The 24,651-nt window shown below is 64.8% G+C and carries 26 protein-coding genes; 18 read left to right on the forward strand and 8 right to left on the reverse strand.

Annotation, left to right across the window (positions count from 1 at the left end; all coding sequences use genetic code 11):
• Positions 1 to 4: 4 nt before the first annotated feature.
• Positions 5 to 322, reverse strand: coding sequence for a flagellar biosynthesis anti-sigma factor FlgM (gene flgM / locus B2R83_RS08335; protein ID WP_027864458.1), 318 nt, complete (start codon positions 320 to 322; stop codon positions 5 to 7).
• A gap of 114 nt (positions 323 to 436) precedes the next feature.
• Positions 437 to 1,123 (reverse strand): flagellar basal body P-ring formation chaperone FlgA, encoded by a 687-nt coding sequence (gene flgA / locus B2R83_RS08340; protein WP_292040037.1) that lies wholly within the window; start codon positions 1,121 to 1,123, stop codon positions 437 to 439.
• 164 nt (positions 1,124 to 1,287) lie between these two features.
• Here flgA and flgB point away from each other — a divergent pair, with 164 nt between their 5' ends.
• From flgB to B2R83_RS08400, 12 genes are all read left to right on the forward strand, one after another.
• Positions 1,288 to 1,704 (forward strand): flagellar basal body rod protein FlgB, encoded by a 417-nt coding sequence (gene flgB, locus B2R83_RS08345; RefSeq protein ID WP_036212168.1) that lies wholly within the window; start codon positions 1,288 to 1,290, stop codon positions 1,702 to 1,704.
• A 16-nt stretch (positions 1,705 to 1,720) separates the two neighbouring features.
• Entirely contained in the window at positions 1,721 to 2,122 is a 402-nt protein-coding gene (gene flgC, locus B2R83_RS08350; protein WP_027864455.1) for a flagellar basal body rod protein FlgC, read from the forward strand.
• A gap of 13 nt (positions 2,123 to 2,135) precedes the next feature.
• Positions 2,136 to 2,846 (forward strand): flagellar hook assembly protein FlgD, encoded by a 711-nt coding sequence (locus B2R83_RS08355; RefSeq protein WP_036212165.1) that lies wholly within the window; start codon positions 2,136 to 2,138, stop codon positions 2,844 to 2,846.
• 39 nt (positions 2,847 to 2,885) lie between these two features.
• Positions 2,886 to 4,430: a flagellar hook protein FlgE gene (locus tag B2R83_RS08360; protein WP_292040042.1), complete on the forward strand. Its 1,545-nt coding sequence runs from the start codon at positions 2,886 to 2,888 to the stop codon at positions 4,428 to 4,430.
• A 130-nt stretch (positions 4,431 to 4,560) separates the two neighbouring features.
• Positions 4,561 to 5,301: a flagellar basal-body rod protein FlgF gene (flgF, locus tag B2R83_RS08365; protein WP_292040044.1), complete on the forward strand. Its 741-nt coding sequence runs from the start codon at positions 4,561 to 4,563 to the stop codon at positions 5,299 to 5,301.
• 64 nt (positions 5,302 to 5,365) lie between these two features.
• Positions 5,366 to 6,148, forward strand: coding sequence for a flagellar basal-body rod protein FlgG (gene flgG / locus B2R83_RS08370; RefSeq protein WP_027864451.1), 783 nt, complete (start codon positions 5,366 to 5,368; stop codon positions 6,146 to 6,148).
• Positions 6,149 to 6,158: 10 nt separating this feature from the next.
• The gene (locus B2R83_RS08375; protein WP_292040048.1) at positions 6,159 to 6,809 is read left to right on the forward strand and encodes a flagellar basal body L-ring protein FlgH; all 651 of its coding nucleotides are present in this window, start codon (positions 6,159 to 6,161) and stop codon (positions 6,807 to 6,809) included.
• Positions 6,810 to 6,820: 11 nt separating this feature from the next.
• Positions 6,821 to 7,924 (forward strand): flagellar basal body P-ring protein FlgI, encoded by a 1,104-nt coding sequence (locus B2R83_RS08380; protein ID WP_292040053.1) that lies wholly within the window; start codon positions 6,821 to 6,823, stop codon positions 7,922 to 7,924.
• A 19-nt stretch (positions 7,925 to 7,943) separates the two neighbouring features.
• Positions 7,944 to 8,903: a flagellar assembly peptidoglycan hydrolase FlgJ gene (flgJ, locus tag B2R83_RS08385; RefSeq protein ID WP_292040055.1), complete on the forward strand. Its 960-nt coding sequence runs from the start codon at positions 7,944 to 7,946 to the stop codon at positions 8,901 to 8,903.
• A gap of 200 nt (positions 8,904 to 9,103) precedes the next feature.
• Positions 9,104 to 11,068 (forward strand): flagellar hook-associated protein FlgK, encoded by a 1,965-nt coding sequence (flgK, locus tag B2R83_RS08390; RefSeq protein WP_292040056.1) that lies wholly within the window; start codon positions 9,104 to 9,106, stop codon positions 11,066 to 11,068.
• A 31-nt stretch (positions 11,069 to 11,099) separates the two neighbouring features.
• Positions 11,100 to 12,323 carry a flagellar hook-associated protein FlgL gene (flgL, locus tag B2R83_RS08395; protein WP_292040058.1) on the forward strand — a complete coding sequence of 408 codons (1,224 nt, stop codon included), beginning with the start codon at positions 11,100 to 11,102 and terminating at the stop codon, positions 12,321 to 12,323.
• A 433-nt stretch (positions 12,324 to 12,756) separates the two neighbouring features.
• Entirely contained in the window at positions 12,757 to 15,507 is a 2,751-nt protein-coding gene (locus tag B2R83_RS08400; protein ID WP_051996605.1) for a TonB-dependent receptor plug domain-containing protein, read from the forward strand.
• 144 nt (positions 15,508 to 15,651) lie between these two features.
• Here the strand turns inward: B2R83_RS08400 and B2R83_RS08405 are convergent, their stop codons facing one another.
• From B2R83_RS08405 to fliO, 6 genes are all read right to left on the reverse strand, one after another.
• Positions 15,652 to 16,260, reverse strand: a complete 609-nt coding sequence (locus tag B2R83_RS08405) for a PH domain-containing protein (protein ID WP_036212144.1) — start codon at positions 16,258 to 16,260, stop codon at positions 15,652 to 15,654.
• A gap of 104 nt (positions 16,261 to 16,364) precedes the next feature.
• On the reverse strand, positions 16,365 to 16,754 hold the full coding sequence (locus B2R83_RS08410) for a DUF5329 domain-containing protein (RefSeq protein WP_292040062.1): 390 nt from the start codon (positions 16,752 to 16,754) through the stop codon (positions 16,365 to 16,367).
• A gap of 43 nt (positions 16,755 to 16,797) precedes the next feature.
• Positions 16,798 to 17,643 carry a flagellar biosynthetic protein FliR gene (fliR, locus tag B2R83_RS08415; protein ID WP_036212140.1) on the reverse strand — a complete coding sequence of 282 codons (846 nt, stop codon included), beginning with the start codon at positions 17,641 to 17,643 and terminating at the stop codon, positions 16,798 to 16,800.
• Positions 17,644 to 17,659: 16 nt separating this feature from the next.
• Positions 17,660 to 17,929 carry a flagellar biosynthesis protein FliQ gene (gene fliQ / locus B2R83_RS08420; RefSeq protein WP_027864440.1) on the reverse strand — a complete coding sequence of 90 codons (270 nt, stop codon included), beginning with the start codon at positions 17,927 to 17,929 and terminating at the stop codon, positions 17,660 to 17,662.
• Positions 17,930 to 17,938: 9 nt separating this feature from the next.
• The gene (fliP, locus tag B2R83_RS08425) at positions 17,939 to 18,688 is read right to left on the reverse strand and encodes a flagellar type III secretion system pore protein FliP (RefSeq protein ID WP_292040068.1); all 750 of its coding nucleotides are present in this window, start codon (positions 18,686 to 18,688) and stop codon (positions 17,939 to 17,941) included.
• Positions 18,678 to 19,049 carry a flagellar biosynthetic protein FliO gene (fliO, locus tag B2R83_RS08430; protein WP_292040071.1) on the reverse strand — a complete coding sequence of 124 codons (372 nt, stop codon included), beginning with the start codon at positions 19,047 to 19,049 and terminating at the stop codon, positions 18,678 to 18,680. The genes fliP and fliO overlap by 11 nt, the downstream gene beginning before the upstream one ends.
• Positions 19,050 to 20,085: 1,036 nt before the next feature.
• Here fliO and B2R83_RS08435 point away from each other — a divergent pair.
• The 6 genes from B2R83_RS08435 (at position 20,086) to fabG (ending at position 24,560) form a co-directional block, all read left to right on the forward strand.
• Positions 20,086 to 20,481, forward strand: coding sequence for a helix-turn-helix domain-containing protein (locus tag B2R83_RS08435; protein ID WP_063972552.1), 396 nt, complete (start codon positions 20,086 to 20,088; stop codon positions 20,479 to 20,481).
• A 94-nt stretch (positions 20,482 to 20,575) separates the two neighbouring features.
• Entirely contained in the window at positions 20,576 to 20,788 is a 213-nt protein-coding gene (locus tag B2R83_RS08440) for a hypothetical protein (protein ID WP_132064161.1), read from the forward strand.
• 268 nt (positions 20,789 to 21,056) lie between these two features.
• On the forward strand, positions 21,057 to 22,211 hold the full coding sequence (locus tag B2R83_RS08445; RefSeq protein ID WP_292040087.1) for a hypothetical protein: 1,155 nt from the start codon (positions 21,057 to 21,059) through the stop codon (positions 22,209 to 22,211).
• A gap of 155 nt (positions 22,212 to 22,366) precedes the next feature.
• Positions 22,367 to 23,203: a hypothetical protein gene (locus B2R83_RS08450; protein ID WP_292040088.1), complete on the forward strand. Its 837-nt coding sequence runs from the start codon at positions 22,367 to 22,369 to the stop codon at positions 23,201 to 23,203.
• Positions 23,200 to 23,853, forward strand: a complete 654-nt coding sequence (locus B2R83_RS08455) for a class I SAM-dependent methyltransferase (RefSeq protein WP_292040091.1) — start codon at positions 23,200 to 23,202, stop codon at positions 23,851 to 23,853. The genes B2R83_RS08450 and B2R83_RS08455 overlap by 4 nt, the downstream gene beginning before the upstream one ends.
• Entirely contained in the window at positions 23,850 to 24,560 is a 711-nt protein-coding gene (gene fabG, locus B2R83_RS08460) for a 3-oxoacyl-ACP reductase FabG (RefSeq protein ID WP_292040092.1), read from the forward strand. Before B2R83_RS08455 ends, fabG begins: the two co-directional genes overlap by 4 nt.
• The last annotated feature ends 91 nt before the right edge of the window (positions 24,561 to 24,651 follow it).

Raw genomic sequence — 24,651 nt, forward strand, 5'->3', positions numbered from 1 at the left:
AGGATTATCGCTTGCGTGAATGGAGCAAGTCGCGCACGGTGTCGAGCAGGCCGTCGGCGACTTTCTCGGAGTTGACCTGGAACTGGCCATCGGCGATGGCCATCTTGATGCGCTCGACTTTCTTGGTGTCGAACACCTGGTTGTTGCCGCCCACGGCATTGGCCATGGCCTGGCCCTGCGAGGACAGGCGCACGCTGTCGGTCGCGACCTGGGTGGTCGTCGCGGTCGTGGCGGCCTTGTCGGCGCCGCGTGCGTTCGCGGCGCCGTTGGTGTTGGTGGGCTGAAGGCCTGGGTTGCCCTTGAGGGTATCGTTGATTTTCACAGCATCATCCTTCTCTGTTCGGAGCGGAAACTCCGGGATCTGCATCCTGTATCGGCAGCGATCTCACAAACTTTAGTGCAGAAAAGGCCATCCATGAAAATATGCGGCGTGGTTTCAGATCGCCACTTCGATGATCCCGCCCGCCCGTGCGGTGCCGCTGACCACGGTGCCCGACTGGGTCCGCGCCTGCGCCACCTGGCCTTCGCCGGCGTTGCTGATCGCCTTCGCTTCGCTTGATACCGAGAAATTCGTTCCTTTCGACACCAGGCGCACCGCCTGGCCCTGCTGGACCACCGGGCGCGACCGCAAGGTATCGAGACGCAGCGGCGTACCGGCCTGCAGGGAGGCGGTCGGCGTGCGGCCGATGGCCTGGGCCATGTCGGTAATGATGCCGTTCGGCATGGCGGCGATGTCGCCCTTCATCATGACGAGCTGGGTGGCGTCGACCGGCTGGCCCTGGGCCAGCGGCACGGCGGCGGCGACGTAGTCCGCCATCACCTGCACGGTGGCCTGAATATACACCGTCCAGGGCGAGGGAGCGGTGCAGCGCACCCCAACCGTTGTTTTTCCCCACGCCCGCGCGCCCGGCTGCTGGAAGGCTTCCGGCGCCGGGCAGCTAGCCAAGCTGGTGCGCGGGTCGACTTGCCCCACCTTGATCGTTACCTGGCCCGGCAGGCCGGCGCTCTGGCTCTGCAGGTACTGTTCCACGACCGTGCGCAGGGCCGGGAGGTTCTGGCGGCCTTGTGCGCTCGCGAGCGGGGCGAGCAGGACGAGCAGGGCGGCGGCGATGGTGCGTTTCATGGTCAATCCGGCGGATGCAGGTGGGAGATGCTGCCATTCTAGGCAGTGGGATTCTCTGGCGAAACTTTGAATAGCCGGGGTTTGCCCATCTTTATCGATCGATTGGGAAGTGTTGCCCGTACGTATCATCGGTGCTGTCCCAACAAGTCTCTAGCGGAGGCGGCATGATCGGCAAGATCGACCAGTACCTGAGTTTCAATGAAACGGCCCTGTCCCTGCGCGCCCAGCGCCAGGAATTGCTGGCGTCGAATATCGCCAACGCCGACACCCCGAACTACAAGGCGCGCGACATCGATTTCTCAAGCGCGCTGCAGAATGCCCTCGCGTCCAAGGGCGCCGGCGGCCCGCTGGCCACCACCGCGCCCAGGCACCTGCCGCGCGGCGCCGCGACCGGCGACGTGCTGGCCAATGGCACCCCGGTGCTGTACCGCGGCGAAGTGCAGGGCAGCGTGGACGGCAATACCGTGGACATGGACGTGGAACGCAACCAGTTCGCCGACAACGCGTTGCGCTATGAAGCGGGCATCACGATGATCAACCACCAGATCAAGGGCCTGCTGGCGGCCATCCAGGGACAGTAAAAAGGTTTAATAGACTATGTCGCTCTTCAATATCTTCAACGTCTCCGGTTCGGCCATGAGCGCCCAGGCGCAGCGCCTGAACACCACGGCCTCCAACCTGGCCAATGCCGACAGCGCCACCAGCCCCAGCGGCGAAGCCTACCGCGCCAAGGCGGTCGTGTTCGAAGCCGTGCCGCAGCAATCCGGCGCCACCGGCGTGCGCGTGCGCGAAGTGGTCGAGGATCCGTCGCCGCTCAAGCAGGTCTACGACCCCAAGCATCCGCTGGCCGACGAGAAGGGCTATGTGGCGATGCCCAACGTGAACGTGGTGGACGAGATGGTCAACATGCTGTCGGCCTCGCGCTCCTACCAGACCAACGTCGAGACCATGAACGCGGCCAAGACCATGCTGCTCAAGACCCTGACCCTCGGTCAATAAAGATCAATAAACCATGACCACGATTAACACCGCCAACCCGGGCGCCAACGTCACCGACCTGATGTCGACCATGAACGGCAAGAAGGCCGAAGTCGACAGCGTCCAGGCCGATACCGACAAGTTCATGACCCTCTTGGTCACCCAGCTGAAGAACCAGGATCCGCTGAACCCGCTCGACAATGCCCAGGTCACCAGCCAGCTGGCGCAGCTGTCGACCGTCACCGGCGTCAACAAGCTCAACGCCACCCTTGAGTCCCTGAAGAGCAGCTACCAGTCGGCCGAAGCGATGCAGGCAACCAACCTGATCGGCCACGGCGTGCTGGTCGAGGGCTACAAGCTGGGCCTGCAGGAGGGCAAGGCCATCCTCGGCGTGGAACTCGACAGCGCGGCCGACAAGGTGCAGGTGGTCATCACCAGCAACGCCACCGGCAAGGAAGTCGCCACCATCGACCTGGGCCCCCAGGAAGCCGGTATCGTGCCGATCGCCTGGGACGGCGTGCCGGATCCGGACAAGCTGGGCGAAGACGGCAAGCCGGTGACCCTGCCGGACGGCACCTACACCTACAAGGTGGTCGCGAGCCGCGGCGGCGAGGAACTGAAGGATGCGCGCACCCTGTCCTTCGACAGCGTGGCCAGCGTCACCACCGGGGGCAAGGACGGTATCAAGCTGAACCTGCCGGTCAAGGGCGCCGTCACGATGGCCGATATCAAACAAGTACTGTAAGCCGAGCCGCTTACTTCATTCATTCTTCAGGAGTACACCATGTCTTTCCAGCAAGGCCTGAGCGGCTTGAACGGCGCAGCCAAATCCCTCGACGTCATCGGCAACAACATCGCCAACGCGAGCACGGTCGGCTTCAAGGGCTCGACCACCCAGTTCGCCGACGTCTACGCCAACTCGCTGAACGGCGCCGGCGGCATTTCGGCCGGCATCGGTGTGAAAGTGGCGAACATCGCCCAGCAGTTCACGCAAGGTAACGTCGAAGCCTCGAACAATCCGCTCGACATCGCCATCAACGGCGCCGGCTTCTTCCGTACCGAAGCCTCGGGCATCGTCCAGTACAGCCGCAATGGCCAGTTCTCGCTGGACAAGAACGGTTTCCTGATCAATGCGCAGGGCGCCAAGCTGACCGGCTACGGCCTGAACCAGAACGGCCAGCTGGTGGCCGGCGCGCCGACGCCGCTGCGGATCGACACGTCCGACCTGGCGCCGGTCAAGACGACGGCCGTCAAGATCGAGATGAACCTCGATTCGCGCAGCCTGCCGCCGACCACCTCGACCTTCAATGCAAACGATCCGACCTCGTACAACAAGCAGAGCCCGATGAGCGTGTACGACACCCTCGGCAATCCGCATGTGCTGTCGACCTTCTACGTCAAGGGCGCCGAGCCTGGCGCCTGGAACGTGTACGTCGCCGTCGACGGTGTCGAGATGGCGGCCATGGAGGCAGCTGCCGCGGCGCAGGGGAGCGGTCCCGAGTTCACCGCCGTCAACGACGCCCGCGCCGCCTGGGAAGCCGCCTCCAAGGCGGTGCCGCCGGTGGCCGCGACGATCGCTTCGGCACTGGGCACCTATGCCGCGGCCGCCTCGGCCATGGTGGTGTCGGCCGCCGGCACCCGCGGCGCCACTGCCGAGAACCAGACCGACATCGCCGCGGCCGCGACCAGGGCAGCCGCGGTGCCCGGCGCCACGCCCGCCGAAATCGACAAGGCAATGGCCGACGCCATCAAGGTGCCGGCAAAGCTGATCGACACCTTGCGTTTCGACTCCAACGGCGCCCTGAACAAGGCGACGTCCGGCGTTGCCGGCGTGCTGACCCCGCTGGGCGGATTGCCCGTGTTCCCGCCGACCGGCGCCGAGCTGACCATGCCGATCACCATCGACTACAACGGCTCCACCCAGTACGGCACCGCGACCAGCGAAAAAAGGCTGGTCCAGGATGGCTATGCGGCCGGCAACCTGCAGCGCTTCACCACCGGCGCAGATGGCGTCATCCTGGGGCAGTACAGCAACGGCCAGACCAAGCCGCTCGGCCAGGTGATCCTGGCGAACTTCACCAATCCGAACGGCCTCGAACCGTTGGGTAACAATGCCTGGGCGGAATCGGCCAGCTCGGGCGTGCCGCTGCTCGGGACGCCCAATACCGGTGGGATGGGCGTGCTGCAGCAGTCGGCGGTGGAAAGCTCCAACGTCGACCTGACCGCGGAACTGGTCAACATGATCACCGCGCAGCGCGTGTACCAGGCGAATGCGCAGACCATCAAGACGCAGGATTCAGTGTTGCAGACGCTGGTGAACCTGCGTTAATTCATACGTGATTTGACCGCGTGGGCGGGAAACCCGCCCACCCTACAAAAGCCACGAACCGTAGGGTGGGCGGCTCTGCCGCCCACGCGGTCAACAACAAGACGAGCAGCCGCGACAAGGAAAACACAAGATGGACCGCCTGATCTACACCGCCGCCAGCGGCGCCAAGCACATCCTGGAACAGCAGGCCACGACCTCGAACAACCTGGCCAACGTGAACACCACGGGCTTCCGCGCCCAGCTGGACGTGTTCCGCGCCGTGCCGGTGCAGAGCGAAGGCCTGCCGACGCGCGCCTTCGTGGTCAATTCGACCGCGGCGGCCGACTTCACCCCAGGTGCGCTGCAGCTTACCGGGCGCGAGCTGGACGTCGCCGTCAAGGGCGAGGGCTGGCTGGCGGTGCAGATGCCGGACGGTACCGAGGCGTACACCCGCAACGGTTCGCTGCAGACCAGCCAGAACGGTCTGCTCACCACCGCGGGCGGCGCCACCATCGCGGGCGAGGGCGGTCCGATCACGATTCCGCCGGACGTCACCGTCACCGTGGGCGGCGACGGCACCATCTCGACCATCTCCACCACCGACCAGCCGGCAGCCGCCAACATCCTCGGGCGCCTGAAGCTGGTGAATCCCCCGACGGAAAATCTGGTGCGCGGCGACGACGGCCTGTTCCGCCTGAAGGATGGCGGCACGGCGCAGGCCGACCCGGCGGTGCGCGTGGCCGGCGGCGCCCTCGAGGGCAGCAACGTCAGCGCGGTCGATTCGATGGTGAACATGATAAGCCTGGCACGTTCTTTCGAGACCCAAATGAGCCTGTTGAAGAACGCCGAGAATAACGCGGCGAAAGCCACCCAGATCCTCGCTTTGAATTGATAGTTGCTCCAGCATAATTCTCCTGTACGTGGCGGACTTCGTCCGTCGCCAATAGGAGAATCCCATGATCCGTTCGCTGTTTATCGCCAAGACCGGCCTCGAAGCGCAGCAAACCAACCTCGACGTCATCTCGAACAACCTCGCCAACGTGAGCACGAGCGGCTTCAAGCGCTCGCGTGCGGTGTTCGAGGACCTGCTGTACCAGAACATCCGCCAGCCCGGCGCCCAGTCCTCGCAGCAGAACAACCTGCCGTCGGGCCTGCAGATCGGCACCGGCGTGCGCACCGTCGCCACCGAGCGCATCCACACCCAGGGTAACCCCCAGCTGACCGGCAATTCGAAGGACGTCATGGTCAACGGTTCGGGCTTCTTCCCGGTCCTGCTGCCGGACGGCACCCAGGCGTATACCCGCGACGGCTCCTTCCAGACCGACCAGAACGGCCAGCTGGTCACCTCCAGCGGCTTCGTGGTCCAGCCTGCGATCACGATCCCGGCCAACGCCGAATCGATCACCGTGGGCCGCGACGGCACCGTGTCGGTGAAGCTGCCGGGCACCGTGGCGCCGACCCAGATCGGCTCGCTGCAACTGGCCACCTTCATCAACCCGGCCGGCCTCGAATCGCGCGGCGAGAACCTGTACGTCGAGACCGGCGCCTCGGGCAACCCGAACCTGAACGTGCCGGGCACCAACGGCTCCGGCGTCCTCATGCAGGGTTACGTCGAATCGTCGAACGTGAACGTGGTCGAGGAAATGGTCAACATGATCCAGACCCAGCGCGCCTACGAAATCAACAGCAAGGCGATCACCACTTCCGACCAGATGCTGCAGAAGCTGGCACAACTGTAAGAACATGAGCATGAAAATCGCGTCTTCCGTCGCCGCCGCCGCAGTCCTGCTGGCAGGCTGCTCGACCACTCCCAGCACCATCGTCCAGGGGCCGACGTCGGCCCGCCCGATGCTGGTGCAGGCCGCGCCGGCCACGGACGGCGCCATCTACAATGCCAACAGCTATCGCCCGATGTTCGAAGACCGCCGCGCGCGCCACATCGGCGACCTGCTGACGGTGAACATCAGCGAGCGCACCTCGGCCGGCAAATCCGGCGCCAGCACCGGCAGCAAGACGGGCAGCGCCAGCTTCGCGGTGCCGGGCCCGCTGCAGGCCCGCATCGGCGCCAGCGTCGGACTGGAAGGCGCGAACAAGTTTGCGGACGCCGACACCCAGAGCGCCTCGAACAACTTCACCGGCACCCTCGGCGTGACCGTCACCGAGGTGCTCCCGAACGGCAACCTGATCGTGGCCGGCGAGAAACAGGTGGCCATGAACAAGGGCGTCGAGTTCATCCGCTTCTCGGGCATGGTGGCGCCGGACACCATCCAGCCGGGCAACATCGTCTCGTCCACCGTGATCGCCGATGCGCGCGTCGAATACCGCACCAACAGCCGCGTCGATAAAGCCGAGCTGAGCAATATGTTCTCGCGCTTCTTCCAGTCGATGCTGCCGTTCTGAGGACCCTTGTCATGAAATTCGCTTCCATCGTCCTCGTCTGCGCCGCCTTGCTTGGCGCTGCTCCGCTGGCCCAGGCCGAGCGCATCAAGGACCTCGCCAGCATCGCCGGCGTGCGCCAGAACCAGCTGTCGGGCTACGGCATCGTCGTGGGCCTGGACGGCACCGGCGACCAGACCAGTCAAACGCCGTTCACCGTGCAGTCGATCCAGGCGATGCTGCAGCAGAAGGGCGTCAACCTGCCGCCGGGCACCCAGCTGCAGCTGAAGAACGTCGCGGCCGTGATGGTCACGACCTCGCTGCCGGCCTTCGCCCAGCCGGGCCAGACCATCGACATCACCGTGTCCTCGATCGGCAATGCGAAGAGCCTGCGCGGCGGCACCCTGCTCATGACGCCGCTGCACGGCGCCGACGGCCAGGTATATGCCATGGCCCAGGGCAACGTGCTGGTCGGCGGCGTCGGCGCCCAGGCCGGCGGCGCCCAGGTGCAAGTGAATCACCTTTCCGTCGGCAAGATTTCGAGCGGCGCCACCGTCGAGCGCGCCGTGGCCTCGAACCTGGGCGCGGACAACCAGATCCGCCTGGAACTGAACCAGACCGATTTTTCGACCGCCGCCCGCGTGGTCGAAGCCATCAACGACCAGTTCGGCGCCGGCATCGCCACCGCCCTGGACGGCCGCGTGATCCGCGTGCGCACGCCATCCTCGAGCGACCAGCGGGTGGCCTTCATCGGCCAGCTGGAAAGCATCGACGTCTCGCGCGCCAGGGACTCGGCCAAGGTCATCATGAATGCCCGTACCGGTTCGGTCGTGATGAACCAGGCCGTGATGCTGGAAAGTTGCGCCATCTCGCACGGCAACCTGACCGTGACGGTGGGCGCCGAGACCAACGTCAGCCAGCCGGCCCCGGGCTCGCTGGGCGGCACCGCCGTGACCCGCAACAACTCGGTCGACGTCAAGAAAGACCCGGGCCGCGTGCTGATGATCAAGGGCGGCGCTTCGCTGGCCGAAGTGGTGAAAGCCATGAATTCGATCGGCACCACGCCGCAAGACCTGCTGGCCATCCTGCAGGCACTCAAGGCCGCCGGTTCGCTGCGCGCCGAACTCGAGATCATCTAATCCCGGACGCTAGAACACCATGATCGGCTCTCCCTCCACCGACCTGACCAGCAAGTTTGCCCTCGACACCAAGGGCCTGGGCGAACTCAAGCAAGGCGCCAGGAACGGTTCGCCCGCCGCGCTGAAGGAAGCGGCCACGCAGTTCGAAGCCATGTTCATCAACATGATGATGAAGAGCATGCGCGAGGCCACCCCGCAAGAGGGGATCATGGACAACCAGCAGAGCAAGATGTTCACGGGCATGCTGGACCAGCAGCTGAGCCAGAACCTGGCCAAGCGCGGCATGGGCCTGGCCGACGTGCTGACCCGCCAGCTGACCTCGAACCAGATGGGCGCCCAGGCGCTGGCCATCGGCGCCGACGGCGTCGCCGCAGGCAAGGCGGCAGCCGCTGCATCGGCCATGGCGCCCCTGGATGGCAGCATGCGTCCGGGCATGGACGCGGCGACGATGATCAAGAGCGGCGCCACCCAGCCGGGCGCGCCGGTGCTGCCCCTGACCACGGCCAGCGGCCGCGTCCAGCCTGCGCACGTGCGCAATTTCCAGGAAAAGCTGCATGCCCACGCGGCCGAGGCCGAGCGCGCCACCGGCGTGCCGGCCAAGTTCATGCTCGGCCAGGCGGCGCTGGAAAGCGGCTGGGGCAAGCGCATGATCCGCAACGCCGACGGCAGCAGCAGCAACAACCTGTTCGGCATCAAGGCCGGCCCGGGCTGGAAGGGCAAGGTTGCCACCGCCGTGACCACGGAATACGTCAACGGTGTGGCGCGCCAGAAGGTGGAGCGCTTCCGCGCCTACGACACGCCGGCCGATTCGTTCAAGGACTACGCCAACATGCTGGCCAAGAATCCGCGCTATGAGAAGGTGCTGGGCAGCGGCGGCGATGCCGCGGCCTTCGCCCACGGGCTGCAGCGCGCCGGCTATGCCACCGATCCGCAGTATGCGGCCAAGCTGACCCGCGTTATCAAGAATTCATTAGCGTGATGGTGAACGTCGGGTTGTTGCGATTTTGTAGAGTGGGCGGGTCTCCCGCCCACGCGTTCAACCAACGGCAAGATCATCGGATGCGGTTAATTACACGATAACGATCACCGCGTGGGCGGGGAACCCGCCCACCCTACGAACGATAAATCAAGTTTTCAGTTTTGCTGCCGTAGATAGAACCGTTAAGAAGGAAAAAACACATGTCCGGTAACCTCCTCAGCATTGGCAAGAGCGGCCTGTTCGCGGCACAGGCAGGCCTGTCCACGACCGGCCACAACATCACCAATGCCGGCGTGGCCGGCTACAACCGCCAGGTGGTGGTGCAGGCCACCGCGCCGATGCTCGATACCGGCGTGGGCTTCCAGGGTACCGGCACCCAGATTTCCCAGATCAAGCGCTACAGCGACGAATTCCTGAATTCGCAGGTGCGCAATGCCCAGGCCAGCAAGAGCGGCCTGGATTCGTACTACAGCCAGATCAGCCAGATCGACAACATGCTGGCCGACCAGACCGCCGGCCTGTCGCCGTCGCTGCAGGGCTTCTTCAAGGGCGTGCAGGACATGGCGGCCAACCGCGCCTCGGTGCCCTCGCGCCAGTCGATGCTCTCCAGCGCCGACACCCTGGCGACGCGCTTCCAGGCACTCGACGCGCGCCTGGGCGAGATCCGCGAAGGCGTGAACAGCACCATCGAGAGCAGCGTCACCCTGATCAACTCGTATGCCCAGCAGATCGCCGACCTGAACGACAAGATCGGCAGCTTCGCCGCCGCCCAGCAGCACGCGCCGAACGACCTGCTCGACAAGCGCGACCAGCTGGTGATGGAACTGAACACCCAGGTCAAGGCCAACGTCATGCCCGGCGATAACAACAGCCTGACGGTCTCGATCGGCAGCGGCCAGCCGCTGGTGGTGGGCGCGCGCACCTTCCAGCTGGCGGCCACCAAGTCGCCCTTCGACCAGACGCGCGTCGAAGTGGGCTATGTCACCGGCAGCAAGGTGACGGTGCTGGCCGATAACGCCCTGTCCGGCGGCACGCTCGGCGGCGCCCTCGATTTCCGCAGCCGCACACTCGACCCGGCCCAGAGCGCCCTGGGCAAGGTGGCGATCGGCCTGGCCTTCGAATTCAATGCCCAGCACAAGCTCGGCCTCGACCAGAACGGCCTGGCCGGCAAGGATTTCTTCAGCGTGGCGCCGGCCTTCGTGGGCAAGAACATCAACAATGCGCTGTCCAGCACCACCGACATCAAGGCCGTCGTCAGCGACCCGGGCAAGCTGGTGGACAGCGATTACAAGATCGCGTTCGACGGCACCAACTACAACGTGATCCGCCTGTCGGACAACACCTCGACCGCGGTTACGCCCTACGACGCGGCCGGCACCACCGTGAGCATCGACGGCGTCGACTTCCGGATTTCCGGCCTGGCATCCAAGGACGACGAATTCCTGGTGCGCCCGACCATCGGCGGGGCCGCCAACTTCAACGTCCTGGTGAAGGATGTGGCGAGCATCGCCGCCGCCGCGCCGATCGCCACCAGCGCCCCGGTCAGCAACACCGGCACGGCCAAGATCAGCGAAGGCCAGGTCGACCAGGACTTCCTGACCGGCGCGCCCGCGCTGCCGGTGACGCTGACCTTCGACAGCGGCAGCGGCAACCTGGGCGGCTTCCCGCCCGGCAGCGCCGTGAGCGTGAAGAACAGCGCCGGCGTGGTGACCAACTACCCGGCGCCGGCCACCAACGTGGCCTTCGCCGCGGGTTCCACCTACACCTTCGGCGGCATCAGCGTGACGATGACGGGCGCGCCCGGCAACGGCGACACCTTCACCATCGCCGGCAATGCGGGCGGGGTGGGCGACACCCGCAACATCGGCCTGCTGGGTGACCTGCAGACCAAGAACATCTTCAACAACGGCAGCGCCACGATCCAGTCGTCCTACGCCCAGCTGGTCAGCACGGTCGGCAACAAGACCCGCGAAGTGCAGGTCAACGGCGACGCCGCCGGCGCGCTGCTGACCCAGGCCAAGGCCAGCGCCGCCGACGTCTCGGGCGTGAACCTAGACGAAGAGGCCACCAACCTGATCAAGTACCAGCAGGCCTACCAGGCCGCGGGCAAGGTCATGCAGATCGCCGGCACCATCTTCGACACCCTGCTGTCGATCGGCCGCTAACTGGCAACCAGACGAGTAACGAGAGACACCCATGCGCATCAGCACCCAGTCGATCTACAACAACGCCACCTCGCAGCTCAACACGCTGCAGAGCGCCCTGGCGCGCACCCAGAACCAGCTCTCGACCAACCGCCGCATCCTGACCCCGGCCGACGATCCGGTGGCCTCGGCGCGCGCCCTGGAAGTGAGCCAGTCGAAGGAGATGAACAGTCAGTTCGCCACCAACCGCGCCAGCGCGCGTTCCTCGCTGGCGATGGTCGAAGGCGCGCTGCAGAATGCCGGCGACCTGCTGCAGGACATCCAGCAGCTGACGGTCAACGCCGGCAACGGCGCCATGCAGCCGCAGGACCGCGAGGCGCTCGCCACTGAACTCGAAGGCCGCCTGGAAGACCTGCTGGGCGTGTCCAACATGACCGACGGGGCAGGGGGCTACCTGTTCTCCGGCTACATGGCGACCACCCAGCCCTTCACCCGCACCCCGGGTGGCGCGGCCTACCAGGGCGACCAGGGCCAGCGCCAGCTGCAGGTGGGCGCTTCGCGCAAGATCCCGCTGTCGGCTTCGGGCGCCGCCGTGTTCGAGAACAACCCGACCGGCAACGGCGTCTTCCAGACCCAGGCCGACAAAGCCAACAAGGGCGCCGCCATCATCTCACCGGGCGCCGTGGTCGACCGGCCGCAGGCGAACCAGGGACGCAGCTACGAATTGACCTTCAGCGTGACCGGCAGCCCGGCCGTCACCACCTACACCGTGGTCGACAGCGCCACCGGGACCGCCGTCCCGGGACACGACAACCAGGCCTACGAGCCGGGCAAGACCATCAGCTTCGGCGGCCTGAGCTTCGACATCAAGGGCGAACCCGCCGACGCCGACGTGTTCACGGTGGAACCCAGCAAGAAGCAGTCGGTCTTCAACACCGTGACCGACCTGATCGCCGCGCTGCGCGCCCCAAGCGACGGCTCGACCGGCAAGGCGGCGCTGACCAATAACTTGAATACGGCGCTGGACAACCTCAAGTCGGCTCACGACAACGTGCTGACCGTGCAGGCCTCGGTCGGCGCGCACATGAAGGAGCTCGACTACCTCGACAGCGCAGGGGACGACCTCGACGTCCAGTACGCGGCCACCCTGGGCGACCTGCAGGACCTGGACATGGTCAAGGCAATTTCCGATTTCTCGATGCAGCAGACCACGCTGCAGGCGGCGCAGATGTCGTTCAAAACGATGTCAGGATTGTCGTTATTTAACTACTTGTAAGATTTATCAGGAACAAAAAAGCCGACGCAAGTCGGCTTTTTTTATGCCTTACTCATGGAGAATAGTTTTGTGTTGCTAATTAAAAAGCAAATATGATTTGGCTTCATCACGAGTGCTTTATAAGAAAAGGACATGAGTTTATGACAAATGCCAATGCTTGTATTGGCTCTTCTGTCACAGCACGATTGTCGTTAAGTAACAAAATGTAGCATTCACGCGACGAATGTAGTGTTTGGCAAAATTTCCTCACAAAAACTCACATCAATGCTTTGCGGCAAAGCAATGTTGTGTAAGAGTATTTGTGCGCGTGTCGAGATAGTAGTGAACAAAATGCTACGAGGTATGCGGTTTTACTAGAAAAATTTATTGTCCAGGAGTCGTTGTGAAGCACAAGAGTACTTTTAACAAGAGCGCGATCGCTGTTGCTCTGAGCATGGCCTTCCCAGCATTTGTCGGTGCACAAGAAGTCCCGACTATCGATCCGCAAAAGATCCAGCGCGTGGAAGTGACCGGTTCCAGCATCAAGCGTACCGCGACCGAAGCGGCCGCCGCGGTCCAGATCCTGACCCGCGACGACATCGAGAAGACCGGCGAAACGACGGTACTGGGCATCCTGACGTCGACCTCTTCGATCAGCTCGTCCATCAACGTAGCGACCGCCAGTTCGGGCAGCTTCGCGACCGGTTCGTCGGGCGTGTCGATGCGCGGCCTAGGCAAGGTCAACACCCTGATCCTGGTCAACGGCCGCCGGATCGCTCCATACGGCCTGTCCGACGGCGCACAGCAGAACTTCACCAACCTCGACGCCATCGCCGCCGACGCGATCGACCGCATCGAAGTCCTGAAGGACGGCGCATCGGCGATCTACGGTTCCGACGCCGTCGCCGGCGTGGTCAACATCATCCTGCGCAAGGAATTCACCGGCGCCCGCGTGCGCGCCAGCTACCGTGAATCGGAGCACCTGAAGGAAAACCGCAACAGCCACGTCTCGGCCATCGTGGGCTGGGGCGATATCGAGAAAAACGGCTTCAACACCTACCTGACTGCGGAAGCCTACAAGCGCAACGGCTACACCACCGACGACCTGCGTCATTTCTATCCAGCCTGGCATCGCCTGACCCCGGGCCGCTCGACCTGGGACGCGAAGAGCGTGTTCTCGCCGACCGGCAACTACTACACCAGCGCGACCAACTATGTCGCAGCTCCGGGCTGCCCAACCGCTGACATCGATGCGTCCGACAAGCTGTGCAAGATGGACATCCTGCCGTTCAGCGGTTTGACCACAGACAATAAGCGTCATGCGATCCTGAGCAACACCAGCTTCCGCATCGGCCAGAGCATCGATGCGAACCTGGAAGTTTCCTACGCCGGCGCTGAGAGCGACTACATCGTCACACCGTTCAACATGAGCAACGGCAGCACCACCAGCTCGTCGTCGATCTGGTACAACGTCCTGGGCGGCAAGATGGTCGGCCCATTCTCGTATCCGAAACTGCCGGTTGGCCATCCGAAGAATCCGTACAACTACCCGGTGGAGTATCGCGCACGCCTGATGGACACCGGTGAGGGCTTCAACTTCAATACCACCGAGTCGGATCAATCGCGCGTGATGCTGAGCCTGACCGGCACCCTGATGAGCTATGACTGGCGGGCCGCCGCAGGCTGGGCCAAGTCGAGCGCCTCCAAGGCAACCCGCGCAGTCAGCCAGAAAGGCTATACCGACGCGATTGTCAACGGCACCTACAAGTTCGGCCAGCAGAACGATCCGGCCCTGCTGAACACCATGTTCCCGATCCGCACCACCGATGGCGAATCCGACGTGAAGTTCTTCGACGCCACCATCTCGGGCGAACTGATGCAGCTGCCGGCCGGTCCGCTGTCCTTCGCGCTCGGCACCGACATCCGCCGTAGTGCGTACATGATGAAGAGCTCGGACAATGTCCTGCGCGGCGAACTGGTCGGCATCTTCGGCCTGCAAGTCGATGACGTGGTCAACCAGTACGCGCTCTTCGGTGAACTGCGCGCGCCGCTTACCAAGAAGCTCGAACTGGAGGCTGCGGTGCGCGCCGACAGGACCGACGGCTTCGATGCCCACCTGTCGCCGAAACTGGGCCTGCGCTACACCGCGACCGACAGCCTGCTGCTGCGCGCCACCGCATCGGGTGGCTTCCGTGCGCCAAACATCGTCGAATCGGGTAATGGCCTGGGCCGTTCCTCGGTCGCGACTTCGGTCAACGATCCGCGCCGCTGCCCGATTGCCAATCAGCTGAACGCCCTGGTGCAGAATGCGCCTGGCGCCACCACCGCCGACAAGTCGCAAGCCAACACCTTCCGCAACGCGGAATGCTCGGGCGGCCTGCCGAGCTTCGTGTCGTCGAACCCGGACCTGAAGCCGGAAACCTCGCGCTCGCTGACCGCCGGCATGGTGTTCGAGCCGGTGAAGAACTGGAGCCTGGGCCTGGACTACTACTGGATCGAGCGCCGTAACGAAATCGGTTCGCGTGCGGTGGTCGACATCCTGCGCGGCGAAGCCAGCCTGCCGGCCGGCCAGCTGATCCGTATCGACAGCAGCGCCAACGACAACCAGTTCCTGGCTCTGGTGCGCAAGTACGCGCCGAACAATGCCGTCAACTACGGCGGCGTCGGCCAGCTGGGCATGATCTACAACCCGTACGTGAACAGCGGCCGTACCCGCGTCCAGGGCTTCGACTTCGACGCAACCGGCCGTGTCAACGTGCTGGGCACCAACGTCCGCCTGAAGCTGGACGGTACCTACGTGTGGAAGTTCCAGGAATTCAGCGTCACCGACAATGCGTACGGCCCGAACCTGACCGGCACCTACGACTTCGGCTCGCGCCTGGGCATCGTGGCCAATGCCTACGTCAAGAAGGGTGACTTCGACCACAGCGTCACGGCGAACTTCTCGAGCGGCTACAGCACCAACAGTGTCGCGCAGCCGACGTACTGCAAGACTCAGAACGTCGCCGCCCAGTACATGGACACCTGCGCCCGCGTTGGCAGCAATACCACCTGGGACTACAGCGTGGCCTACACCGGCATCCCGCACGTGAAGATCACCGGCTACGTCGACAACGTGTTCAACAAGGACAGCCCAATCGACTGGCGCGGTGGCTGGAGCCAGCAGTTCCGCCGCTTCGGCATCGCTGCAAGCTACACCTACTAATCGTCTGAAGGTCTAGATGATTGCAAAAGACCAGGCTTCGGCCTGGTCTTTTTTCTTATGGGGGTCAGGTCTGACATTGAGACACGGGCTGAGCAATACAATGCTCGAGTTCGTGTCCGAATGTCAGACCTGACCCCCGTGGTTTTAGTTGTGGATGTACTTGCTGAATACGTCGCTGAAATCACGCTTGGTATGGGTGTCGAACATGGCGGTGTTCAGGGCCGCCAGCAAATCACCGTACAGGCCGACGAGGCCGTTCTCGCCGGGAGCGACGTTCAGCTTGTGCACCGAGGCCGTGGCATCGAGCGCGCGCAAGGCATTGTCGCGGCAGACCGCGTCGCGCTTTTGCTGCTTGCCGATGGTGATCAAGGCCTTGTAGATGTCCTTGAGCTGTTCGATGTGGGCTTTTTTGACGTCGATCGAGAATACCGTGTTGTCCAGGCTGAACTTGAGTTCGATGTCCATGTCCAGCGTGCCCGCGGTCTCGATGCTCACGCCGGAGATCTGGTGCGAGGCATAGTCGTAGCGCTTGATCGAGCGCTTCGAGGACACGGCCGAATCGCCGTCCACGTGGATCAGCGCCAGGTTGGTGAAGCAGTACTCGTCCTTCTTGCTCTTGATGAGGAAGAAGATCTGCTCGCCGTCTTCGCTGAACAAGTAGTCGTCCGCGTCGACCTTGTTGTAGTCGGCCGGCCCGACGATGACGCCGATATCGCTGATGCCCAGTGCTTCCGCTGCCAGTTTCTTGAACATGATCGCCCTCGCGTAGTGAAAGTAGTTACCTTAGCACTATTTGATTGCGGCTAATAATTTTCGGGGCGGGACGCAAGCGACCGCTTGTCCAGGCGCAAGCGCGCTCAGGGCCTGGCCTTCTGGGCGGCGCGCACCGCCTTCAGCTCCCGGTTCAGCCAGACCTGGCTGTTCACCGGTTCCGCGGCGCCGCACTTGACCCGATAGGGCTTGCCCGAGAAGCTGCTTTTCGAGGCGGCGACGTCGATGAACTGCTCGGCGCTGGCGAGCGTCTCGCGGCGCTTTTCGATGTAGTCCAGTTTGCGCAGCAGGTGCTTACGGGCGTCGGCTGCATTGTGCCAGCTGCCGTTGCGCTCGAACTGACAGCTCGATGCGCTCATCTTCGCCATCAGGGCGTCGATCTCGGCGCGCACGGCGGGTGGGGTGGACGCGGCGGCCGCAGCCAGGGAGATGGTAGCCAGCAGGCTGGCCGCGAGCAGTCGGTGGGTCATCGTCATGCCGCTACCCTAACCGAAAAACCGCTTTCGCCGGCGCGCCCTACTAGCCGGGCGCAGCCCGCACCGGGTTGGGCGCCGCCGGCGCCGGCGGTGGCGCAGCGTTGCGCGCCGCCCCTGCACGCGGCACCGCGCGCCCCTTCTCGATCCCCTCGTTGAACAGGTTCACGATCGGCATGCCGAGGTAAGGCATGGCCAGGCTCAGGGTCAGGAAGCCCACGCCCAGGGTCACCGGGAAGCCGATACCGAAGATGTTCAACTGCGGGGCGGCGCGCGTCAGGATGCCCAGCGCCACGTTGGTAACCAGGAGCGCGGCCACGATCGGCAGCGACAGCTGCAGTCCGGTGGCGAAGATCTTGCCGCCCCAGCGCGCCAGTTCCAGCGGCGCATTGCCCGAGAACGGGGTGCTGGAGATCGGCAGCGCATGGAAGCTTTCGGCCAGCGCCGCCAGCAGCACCAGGTGGGCGTTCACGGCCAGGAAGGCCATGGTCGCCACCAGCGCCAGGAACTGGGCCACGGCCGCCGAGCGGCCGCTGGAGGACGGATCGAAGAACACCGCGAAGCCCAGGCCCATGGTCATGCTGGCCACCTCGCCGGCGTATTCGATGGCGGCGAACACGATGCGCATCGCGAAGCCCATCGCCACGCCGATCAGCAGTTCCTTCACCAGGATCAGGATGCCGGCCCAGGAGCCCGGGTCAACCGCGGGAATCTCGGGGACGGTGGGGGCGATCACACTGGCCAGCAGCACGCCGAGCGCGACCTTGATCGACATCGGCACGCCGGCATTGCCGAACACCGGCGCCGCGGCGACCAGGCCGAGGATGCGCGTGAGCGGCCATATCAGCCCCGCGATCCAGGCATTCATTTCGCCCGTGGTCAGGCTCAGCACGCGTGCGTTCTCCCGCTTACCCGATCAGGCCGGGAATGCCGGTGAAGACCCCGCGCATGTAGTCGAGCATCACGGACAGCATCCACGGCCCGGCCAGCACCAGGGCGATGAACACGCCGACCAGCTTCGGGATGAAGGACAGGGTCGCTTCGTTGATCTGGGTGGCGGCCTGGAAGATCGAGATGATCAGGCCGATGATCAGCGCCACCAGCAGCAGCGGGGCGGAGACCATCAGCGTGATCTCCATCGCGGTGCGGCCCATGGTCATGACGGATTCGGGAGTCATGCGCGTCTCCTAGTAGAAACTCTGGGTCAGCGAACCCAGCAGCAGCTGCCAGCCGTCCACCAGCACGAACAGCATCAGCTTGAACGGCAGCGAGATCACGGCAGGGGACATCATCATCATACCCATCGCCATCAGCACCGAAGCCACCACCATGTCGATGATGAGGAAGGGGATGAAGATCGCGAAGCCGATCTGGAAAGCGGTCTTGAGCTCGCTGGTGACGAAGGCCGGGATCAGGACCCGCAGCGGCACGTCCTCGGGGCCCTGCAACGCGGGCGAGCGCGAGATCTTGACGAACAGCGCCAGGTCGGACTGGCGGGTCTGCTTGATCATGAATTCCTTGAACGGCACCACGCCCCGGTCGAGCGCCTCGCTCATCTGGATCCGGTTCTGCTGCAGCGGCAGGTAGGCCTCGGTGTAGGCGCGATCGAAAGTCGGGCCCATCACGAAGAAGGTCAGGAACAGCGCCAGCCCGACCATCACCTGGTTGGGCGGCGCGGTCTGGGTGCCGAGCGCCTGGCGCAGCAGCGACAGCACGATGATGATGCGGGTGAAGGCCGTCATCATCAGGAGCGCGGCCGGCAGGAAGGTCAGCGCCGTGAGCAGGATCAGGGTCTGGACCGGCAGCGAATACTGCGTGCCGCCGCCCGGGGCCGCGCTGGTGGTGAAGGCCGGGATGCCGGGCTGGGCCAGCACGGCCAGCGGCAGCAGCGCCAGGGCGAGCATGCCCGCCCCCAGCAGGAATTTCTTATTTCGCATTACGTTTGTCTATCGTGTTCTTGAGCCAGTCGCCGAAGCTGCCGGCGCTCGCTGCGTGCGGTGCCAGCGTGGCGCCGTCCTCTTGCGAGCCTTCCTGGCGCGGCATGGTGGCCAGGGCATTGACCCGTCCCGGCGAGGCGCCGACGACGATCCACTGGTTGCCCACCTCGACCACCATGATGCGTTCGCGCCCGCCGATGTTGAGCGCGCCGACCAGCTTCACGTTGGCGCTGGCGCCCATGACGCGCGCACCGAAGCGTTTCATGAACCAGGCCAGGCCGAGCAGCAGGCCGAGCACCAGCATCAAGGCCAGGATGGTCTGCAGCAGGCTGCCGGTGGCCGGCGCGCTCGGCGTCGGCATCACGACCTGGGGCGGGCGCTGGGCGGGGGCGGGCGTGGTGGCTGCCGGGGCAGGAGCGGGAGCCGGAGCGGGTGCAGGAGCGGGAGCCGGAGCGGGAGCCGGAGCGGGAGCCGGAGCGGGAGCCGGAGCGGGAGCCTGTCGAACCGGCGCCTGCTGCACCGGGTACGTCGGGGCTTGCTGAACGGGATACGACGGGGCCTGCTGGACCGGCGCAGGCTGCGGAGAGCGGACCTGCTGCGTGGGAGCCTGCGGCGCCGGAGCGGTGTCGACCTCAGAGGCCGACTCTCGGGGCTCGTCGCGCCTGTCCTCCCTCTTCACCTCACGGGTTGGCTGGACCGCCTTCGCTAGGCCGGCCTGTTTCGCCTGGGCAGGACGCTGCGTAGCCGTCCGGGGCGAGGTCGACTGAGCGGCCTTCGCGGAACGCGGAGTCGCGCTCGTCTTCTGGGCCACGTCCACGCCAGCCTGCGTGCTCGAGGGTCGAGCTGCGGGCGCAGTCGCCTCCTCGATTCCCGACTGAGTCGCAGCCGATGCCGCGTACACGCCGGCGAACGCGATCAGCGCTGTACAGGCGCCGATGGCTGCTCCGCGAACGGCCGAACGGAGGTCTCCCTGGGTATGGCTCATCGCATCCTCGGATCACTGAGGGCGGCGCTCGGCAGGGGGCAGCGCCCCGTGACCAGGGGGGCGCCGACAGTCGGCAGAGCACACGCGTGTGGTGGGAATTGCGCTTCATCGCGCCGGGACAGAATCAACCGGTGCGGAGCCGTACCGACGGTACGGGCGCAGGAGGCACGGTATGCGAACGCTGTGTGCTTGCTCAAGGGCTTCCCTCTCAATTCCGGTGAGCCTCTACTTAGTTGATAGACCAGCTTGTCTAGCGGGCCTGCAACGCTAGGCTATAGCGTTAAGTTATACCGGCGCAAGGGCCGAGGGGGCCGAAATGGACTGCGATGATGATGCGAGTTGCACGCCAGATGCAGGAGGTTGCGTGGCTCGCAGGCCCGGCTATGTCAGCCCTTCCGTGGCTCGCGGAGCGATGCTTCGACACGGCCTCACGGGCCTCCAGGTCGCCGCTCGCGTGGGGGTCAATCCCTCGACCGTGCGCAACTGGCTAGCCGGCCGCACGGCACCGGCCCCGGCGAAACTCGCCGCGCTAGCGCAAGTTCTCGAGCTGAACGTTCGGGACCTCACGGGCGTACTCCCGGGCCGCGAAACCCTCTCGGACATGCGCGTGCACGCAGCACTCAATCAGTCCGAGGTCGCCGAGCGCGTTGGCCTCAGCCAAAGCGCCTTCTCCACTATCGAGCAGGGGGGCTCGCCACTGTCCGAGGCACTGTGTGCCAGCCTGGCCGACCTCTATGGGGAGCCCCGGGAGGCCGTGCGCGACGCATGGCAGCGCGCCAACGACACGCTCAAGGGTTCCACCCAATAGCGCGCATCTGTATCGTTAAGTATTACCGGCTCGACACGCCGCCCCGCCTAGGAAATAACACACCTGAAACTACACCCGTGATAGCAATATCCATATGGCACCTCCTCGTACCACTGAAGGCCGCACTCAACTCAATGCGCTCATCGACGAGAAGTTGTTCGCCGACGTGCAGCGCCTCTGGCGGGAATCCGGCAACCCCAAACGCTGGCAGGTTGTCGAAGAGATCGTCCGACTGGGCGTCGAAGCGTACGAAGCCGTACCCAAAGACCACCGGGGCGGGCAGCAGGAGCTGCTCCAAGCCGGTTAAGAACCGACCACGACTGAACAGGAGGACGCCTCTCACCATGCACTGACGCGGGTATCGACTGACCACCGAGTACCTGCGTGACAACTGCACAGCGGAGCGTTCACAAACCAAAAAAGAACGCCACCCGACGGGAATCGGGTGACGTCCTTGAAGTTTGAGATCAGGACAGGCGACCAAACCTGCTTCTGATCTGCGCTCCCTCCCAATGGAAGGAACTGTCGTGCCAGACAGCTCCGAGGGTAGCGCACACCCAAATGCGGTGTCCAGCATGTCAATGCTGGGCGAGTCGCAGGGTGCGCCAATAGACCTCGATAACACGCAAGAACCCAACCTCGGCGACGTGATCCGCCAGCGGATCGAGGATGCCGAGAAAGAAAACACGCTGCGGGGCCAACGCGGCCACTCCTGGGCACTCGACGGCCGACAGCCAGCCTTGGTGTGGCAAAGCCGCACCAAGTGGCTCACGGCCGCTGCGGCGGAGTTGGCGTGCGCTCCGGGCCGGCAGCTGTGCCGGAAGTGGGGCGTGTCCTCGCGGACCGTACTGCTCGTAGCTCGGGCGTGCGCTCACTTTGCAGACTCCAGCACCGGGCGCGGCGTCACCGCTTCCAACGCCACTATCGGCCGGGTCGCCGCTGAGCTGGCGGGTCGCGCCCGTCCGTACTGCCACGATGTTGTCCTGAAAGCTCGGGCCGTCCTGGCGGCGCTGGAACTCGCGGTCGAGGTCGCGCGGGGGCGGTACCTCACCGTCGAGGAACGGTTTCAGGCCGCCGTGCACCACGACGGAGTCCAGATCCGAGCTGCATCCACATGGGCGCTGACGACTCCCCGCAGGTGGTACACAAAATCGTCTCTACCGCGTAGCGGTTCTACGGGGAGTAAAACTCCCCGTACAAAGCGTTCCCCCACACACGCGCGCAAGCGCGCGACGGCGCCCTCCGGGCGCTCACACAGACTCCGAGACCGAGAGCGGCCTCGCCAGGCACACATCGTCACCGCCCAGCTCGTCGCCGCAGCAAAGAGCCTCGACAACGGGCGTCACCTCGGGTCACTGGTCGACGTCATCGACGAGCTCGTGGATTGCACTCGCTGGACAGGGCGTGATCTGGTGACGATCCTCAACGAGGATGCGCGGAAGAATCCGCGGGACTGGCCCTCGAGGATCAAAAATCCGGCCGGTTTCCTGCGACATCGCCTCTCCCGGCTCCGGGACGTGCTCGCCGGCCCCTCGCCAAGCGAGGTCGCCGAGCAGCACCGACAGCAAGCCCTCGAAGAGCAGCGCCGACGGGCAGAGGCCGCCGCCGCAGCCGAAGAACGCGCGGCTACGCCTGAGCAGGTGTCACGCCACATGGACGCAATCCGTTCAATCCTGCGGCGACGGCAGCGCAGGTCGGCGGAGAACGACCGTTTCGGCCTCGCCAGGTAGCGACTGAGGGTGGTGATCGGGGGGAAGTTGATCGCCCGAGATTGAGCTCGAAACCATAGGCTGTGTCCGTTATTGACCACGTCAGGAGGCTTCACGTGCGGCTTGATCCGAGATGGATCGTCTTCGATCTCGCAGACAGAGGCGATGGAGATCTGATGGTTCACTCCATCGGTGGAGTCCCCTGCCAACGCACGCTCCGACGGGCCGTCAAGAGCAACCTGCTCGACCTCGACCGTGACGGTCTGAGGCTGCTCACGGACTACGCCCGCACCCGAACATGCTCGACTCCCGGCCTGCACGCTGATTACCACCTGGTCGAGCACCCCGAGTGCGGTCCGACCGGAATCGCCGTCTGGCTCCACCCCACCCCGCCGGTTGAGCGCTGCGTGCTCAACTCGTGGGTCATGGACCTGGCCGATCTCACCACCGTCACTGCCGGCGACGACGTTTCCCTCATGGCAGACGGCCGCGTCGCCGGCGAACAGCGGCCGATTCAAGATCTATGGCGATTCCTGACCCCGGCCGACGCCGCCACCCTTGTCACGCGCTACAAAGCGGCGGTGCTCGACCCGGACAACACATGGGTCGGATACGAGTGGACTCTCAACCTTCCGGACGCTGCCCCGCTGCACATGTTCAGCGGAGGCCGACTCCGCGTCGAGGGTGAGCAGCGACGGATCATCGGCACCAGCGTCGTCCTCGCCGAGCGCACGCAGGAACCTCCGGACCTTCTCGGGCCGCTCGTCGAGTTCGCCTCCATCACGCTTGCACTGGTCAACCGCCTTGCGCGAAGCGCCGTCACCAGTGTCGGTGCAGATGCCCCGCTGAGCTACGAGGCGCTGTGCAGCCTCGTCACCGAGTACGACCTGTATGAAACCGGCGTCTTCCCCGTCGCGTTAGATGGCATCCAGTTCGATGCCAAGGTGGTCCCGATCGCAGACATGGACGGCGGGGCGGCCACTGTAATGCTGCGTAGAAGAGGAACTGCATGAGCCAAGCACGCGATCGCGGCGCCAGCGGAGGTATCTACAACCCCGTCACTCTCAGGCTCTACGACGCGGGCGTCCTCGGGCTGACCAATCGACTGATCTGGCGATGCCCGACAGCGACGATGGTCGAGCACTACCGCAGCCACGCCGGCCGTAGCCACCTCGATGTCGGCCCCGGGACCGGCTACTTCCTCGAGCGCATCGACTCCCCCTCGCTCACCCTGCTCGACCTCAACGCCTCCTGCCTCGCCGCCGCGGCCGACAGAGCTGGCCACGGCAGATCCATCGCCTCCCTCCAGCAATCCTTCTTCGACCCGCTCCCCCGTGAGCACAGCTTCGACTCCATCGGTCTGAACTTCCTGCTTCACTGCATCCCCAGTCACGAGAAGTGGGACCGCCTCTCCCAGCTTCGCGGCCACCTCCGGCCTGGCGGGACCATCTTCGGCTCCACCCTCATCCCCGATCCCGAGACCGCGACGCTCGCAGCTCGAGCGTTGAACAGCACCTACAACAAGCTCGGCGTATTCGGTAACGCCGACGACACCATGGACGAACTGGAGAACGCGCTCCGCGGCTACACCGAGGTCAGCACCCGGCGGGTCGGCCAAGTCGCGCTGTTCTCTGCACGACGACCCCAGGAGGATCACACATGACCGACGCACGCGTAGCCCTGGTCACCGGCGCCAACCGAGGCATCGGCGCGGCTATCGCCGCCCGACTCGCCCGCGACGGCTTCACGGTCGTCGGCACCCACCGAGGCAGCGGCGTCGGCGAAGGCATCCACGGCGTCGAATGCGACGTCACCGACCCCGAGTCCGTCGATGCCGCGTTCACCTACGCCGAGCAGACCTTCGGCCCGGTCTCCGTCGTCGTGGCCAACGCCGGCATCACCAAGGACACGCTGGTAATGCGGATGAAGGAAGAGCAGTTCCTCGACGTCGTCAACACCAACCTGTCCGGCGCGTTCCGCATCGCCAAACGAGCGACCCGCAACATGCTCAAGCAAAAGTACGGCCGCATCATCTTCATCGGATCCGCATCCGGAATGTCCGGCGTCCCCGGCCAAGTCAACTACACCGCCTCCAAGGCCGGCGTTATCGGTATGGCCCGCTCGTTCGCCCGAGAGCTCGGCATCAAGGGCATCACCTCGAACGTCGTGGCCCCCGGCTTCACCGAGACCGATATGTCCGACGCCATGGACGACAAAGCCAAAGAACTCGGTACCTCGATGATCCCGCTCGCCCGATTCGCGCGGCCCGAGGAGGTCGCCTCCGCCGTCGCGTTCCTGGCCTCCGAGGATTCCAGCTACATCACCGGCAACGTGCTCAACGTCGACGGCGGAGTGGGTATGGGGCACTGAAGTGCCGAGCGTTTCCAGCCCCTCCCCCAGATGCTGACCCGGCCAGGCTCAGCCCACGGGGCTGAACACATCCGGACCGTCATAGCCTCAA

This window comes from Massilia sp. UBA6681, assembly GCF_002454935.1.
Classification (GTDB): domain Bacteria; phylum Pseudomonadota; class Gammaproteobacteria; order Burkholderiales; family Burkholderiaceae_D; genus Telluria; species Telluria varians.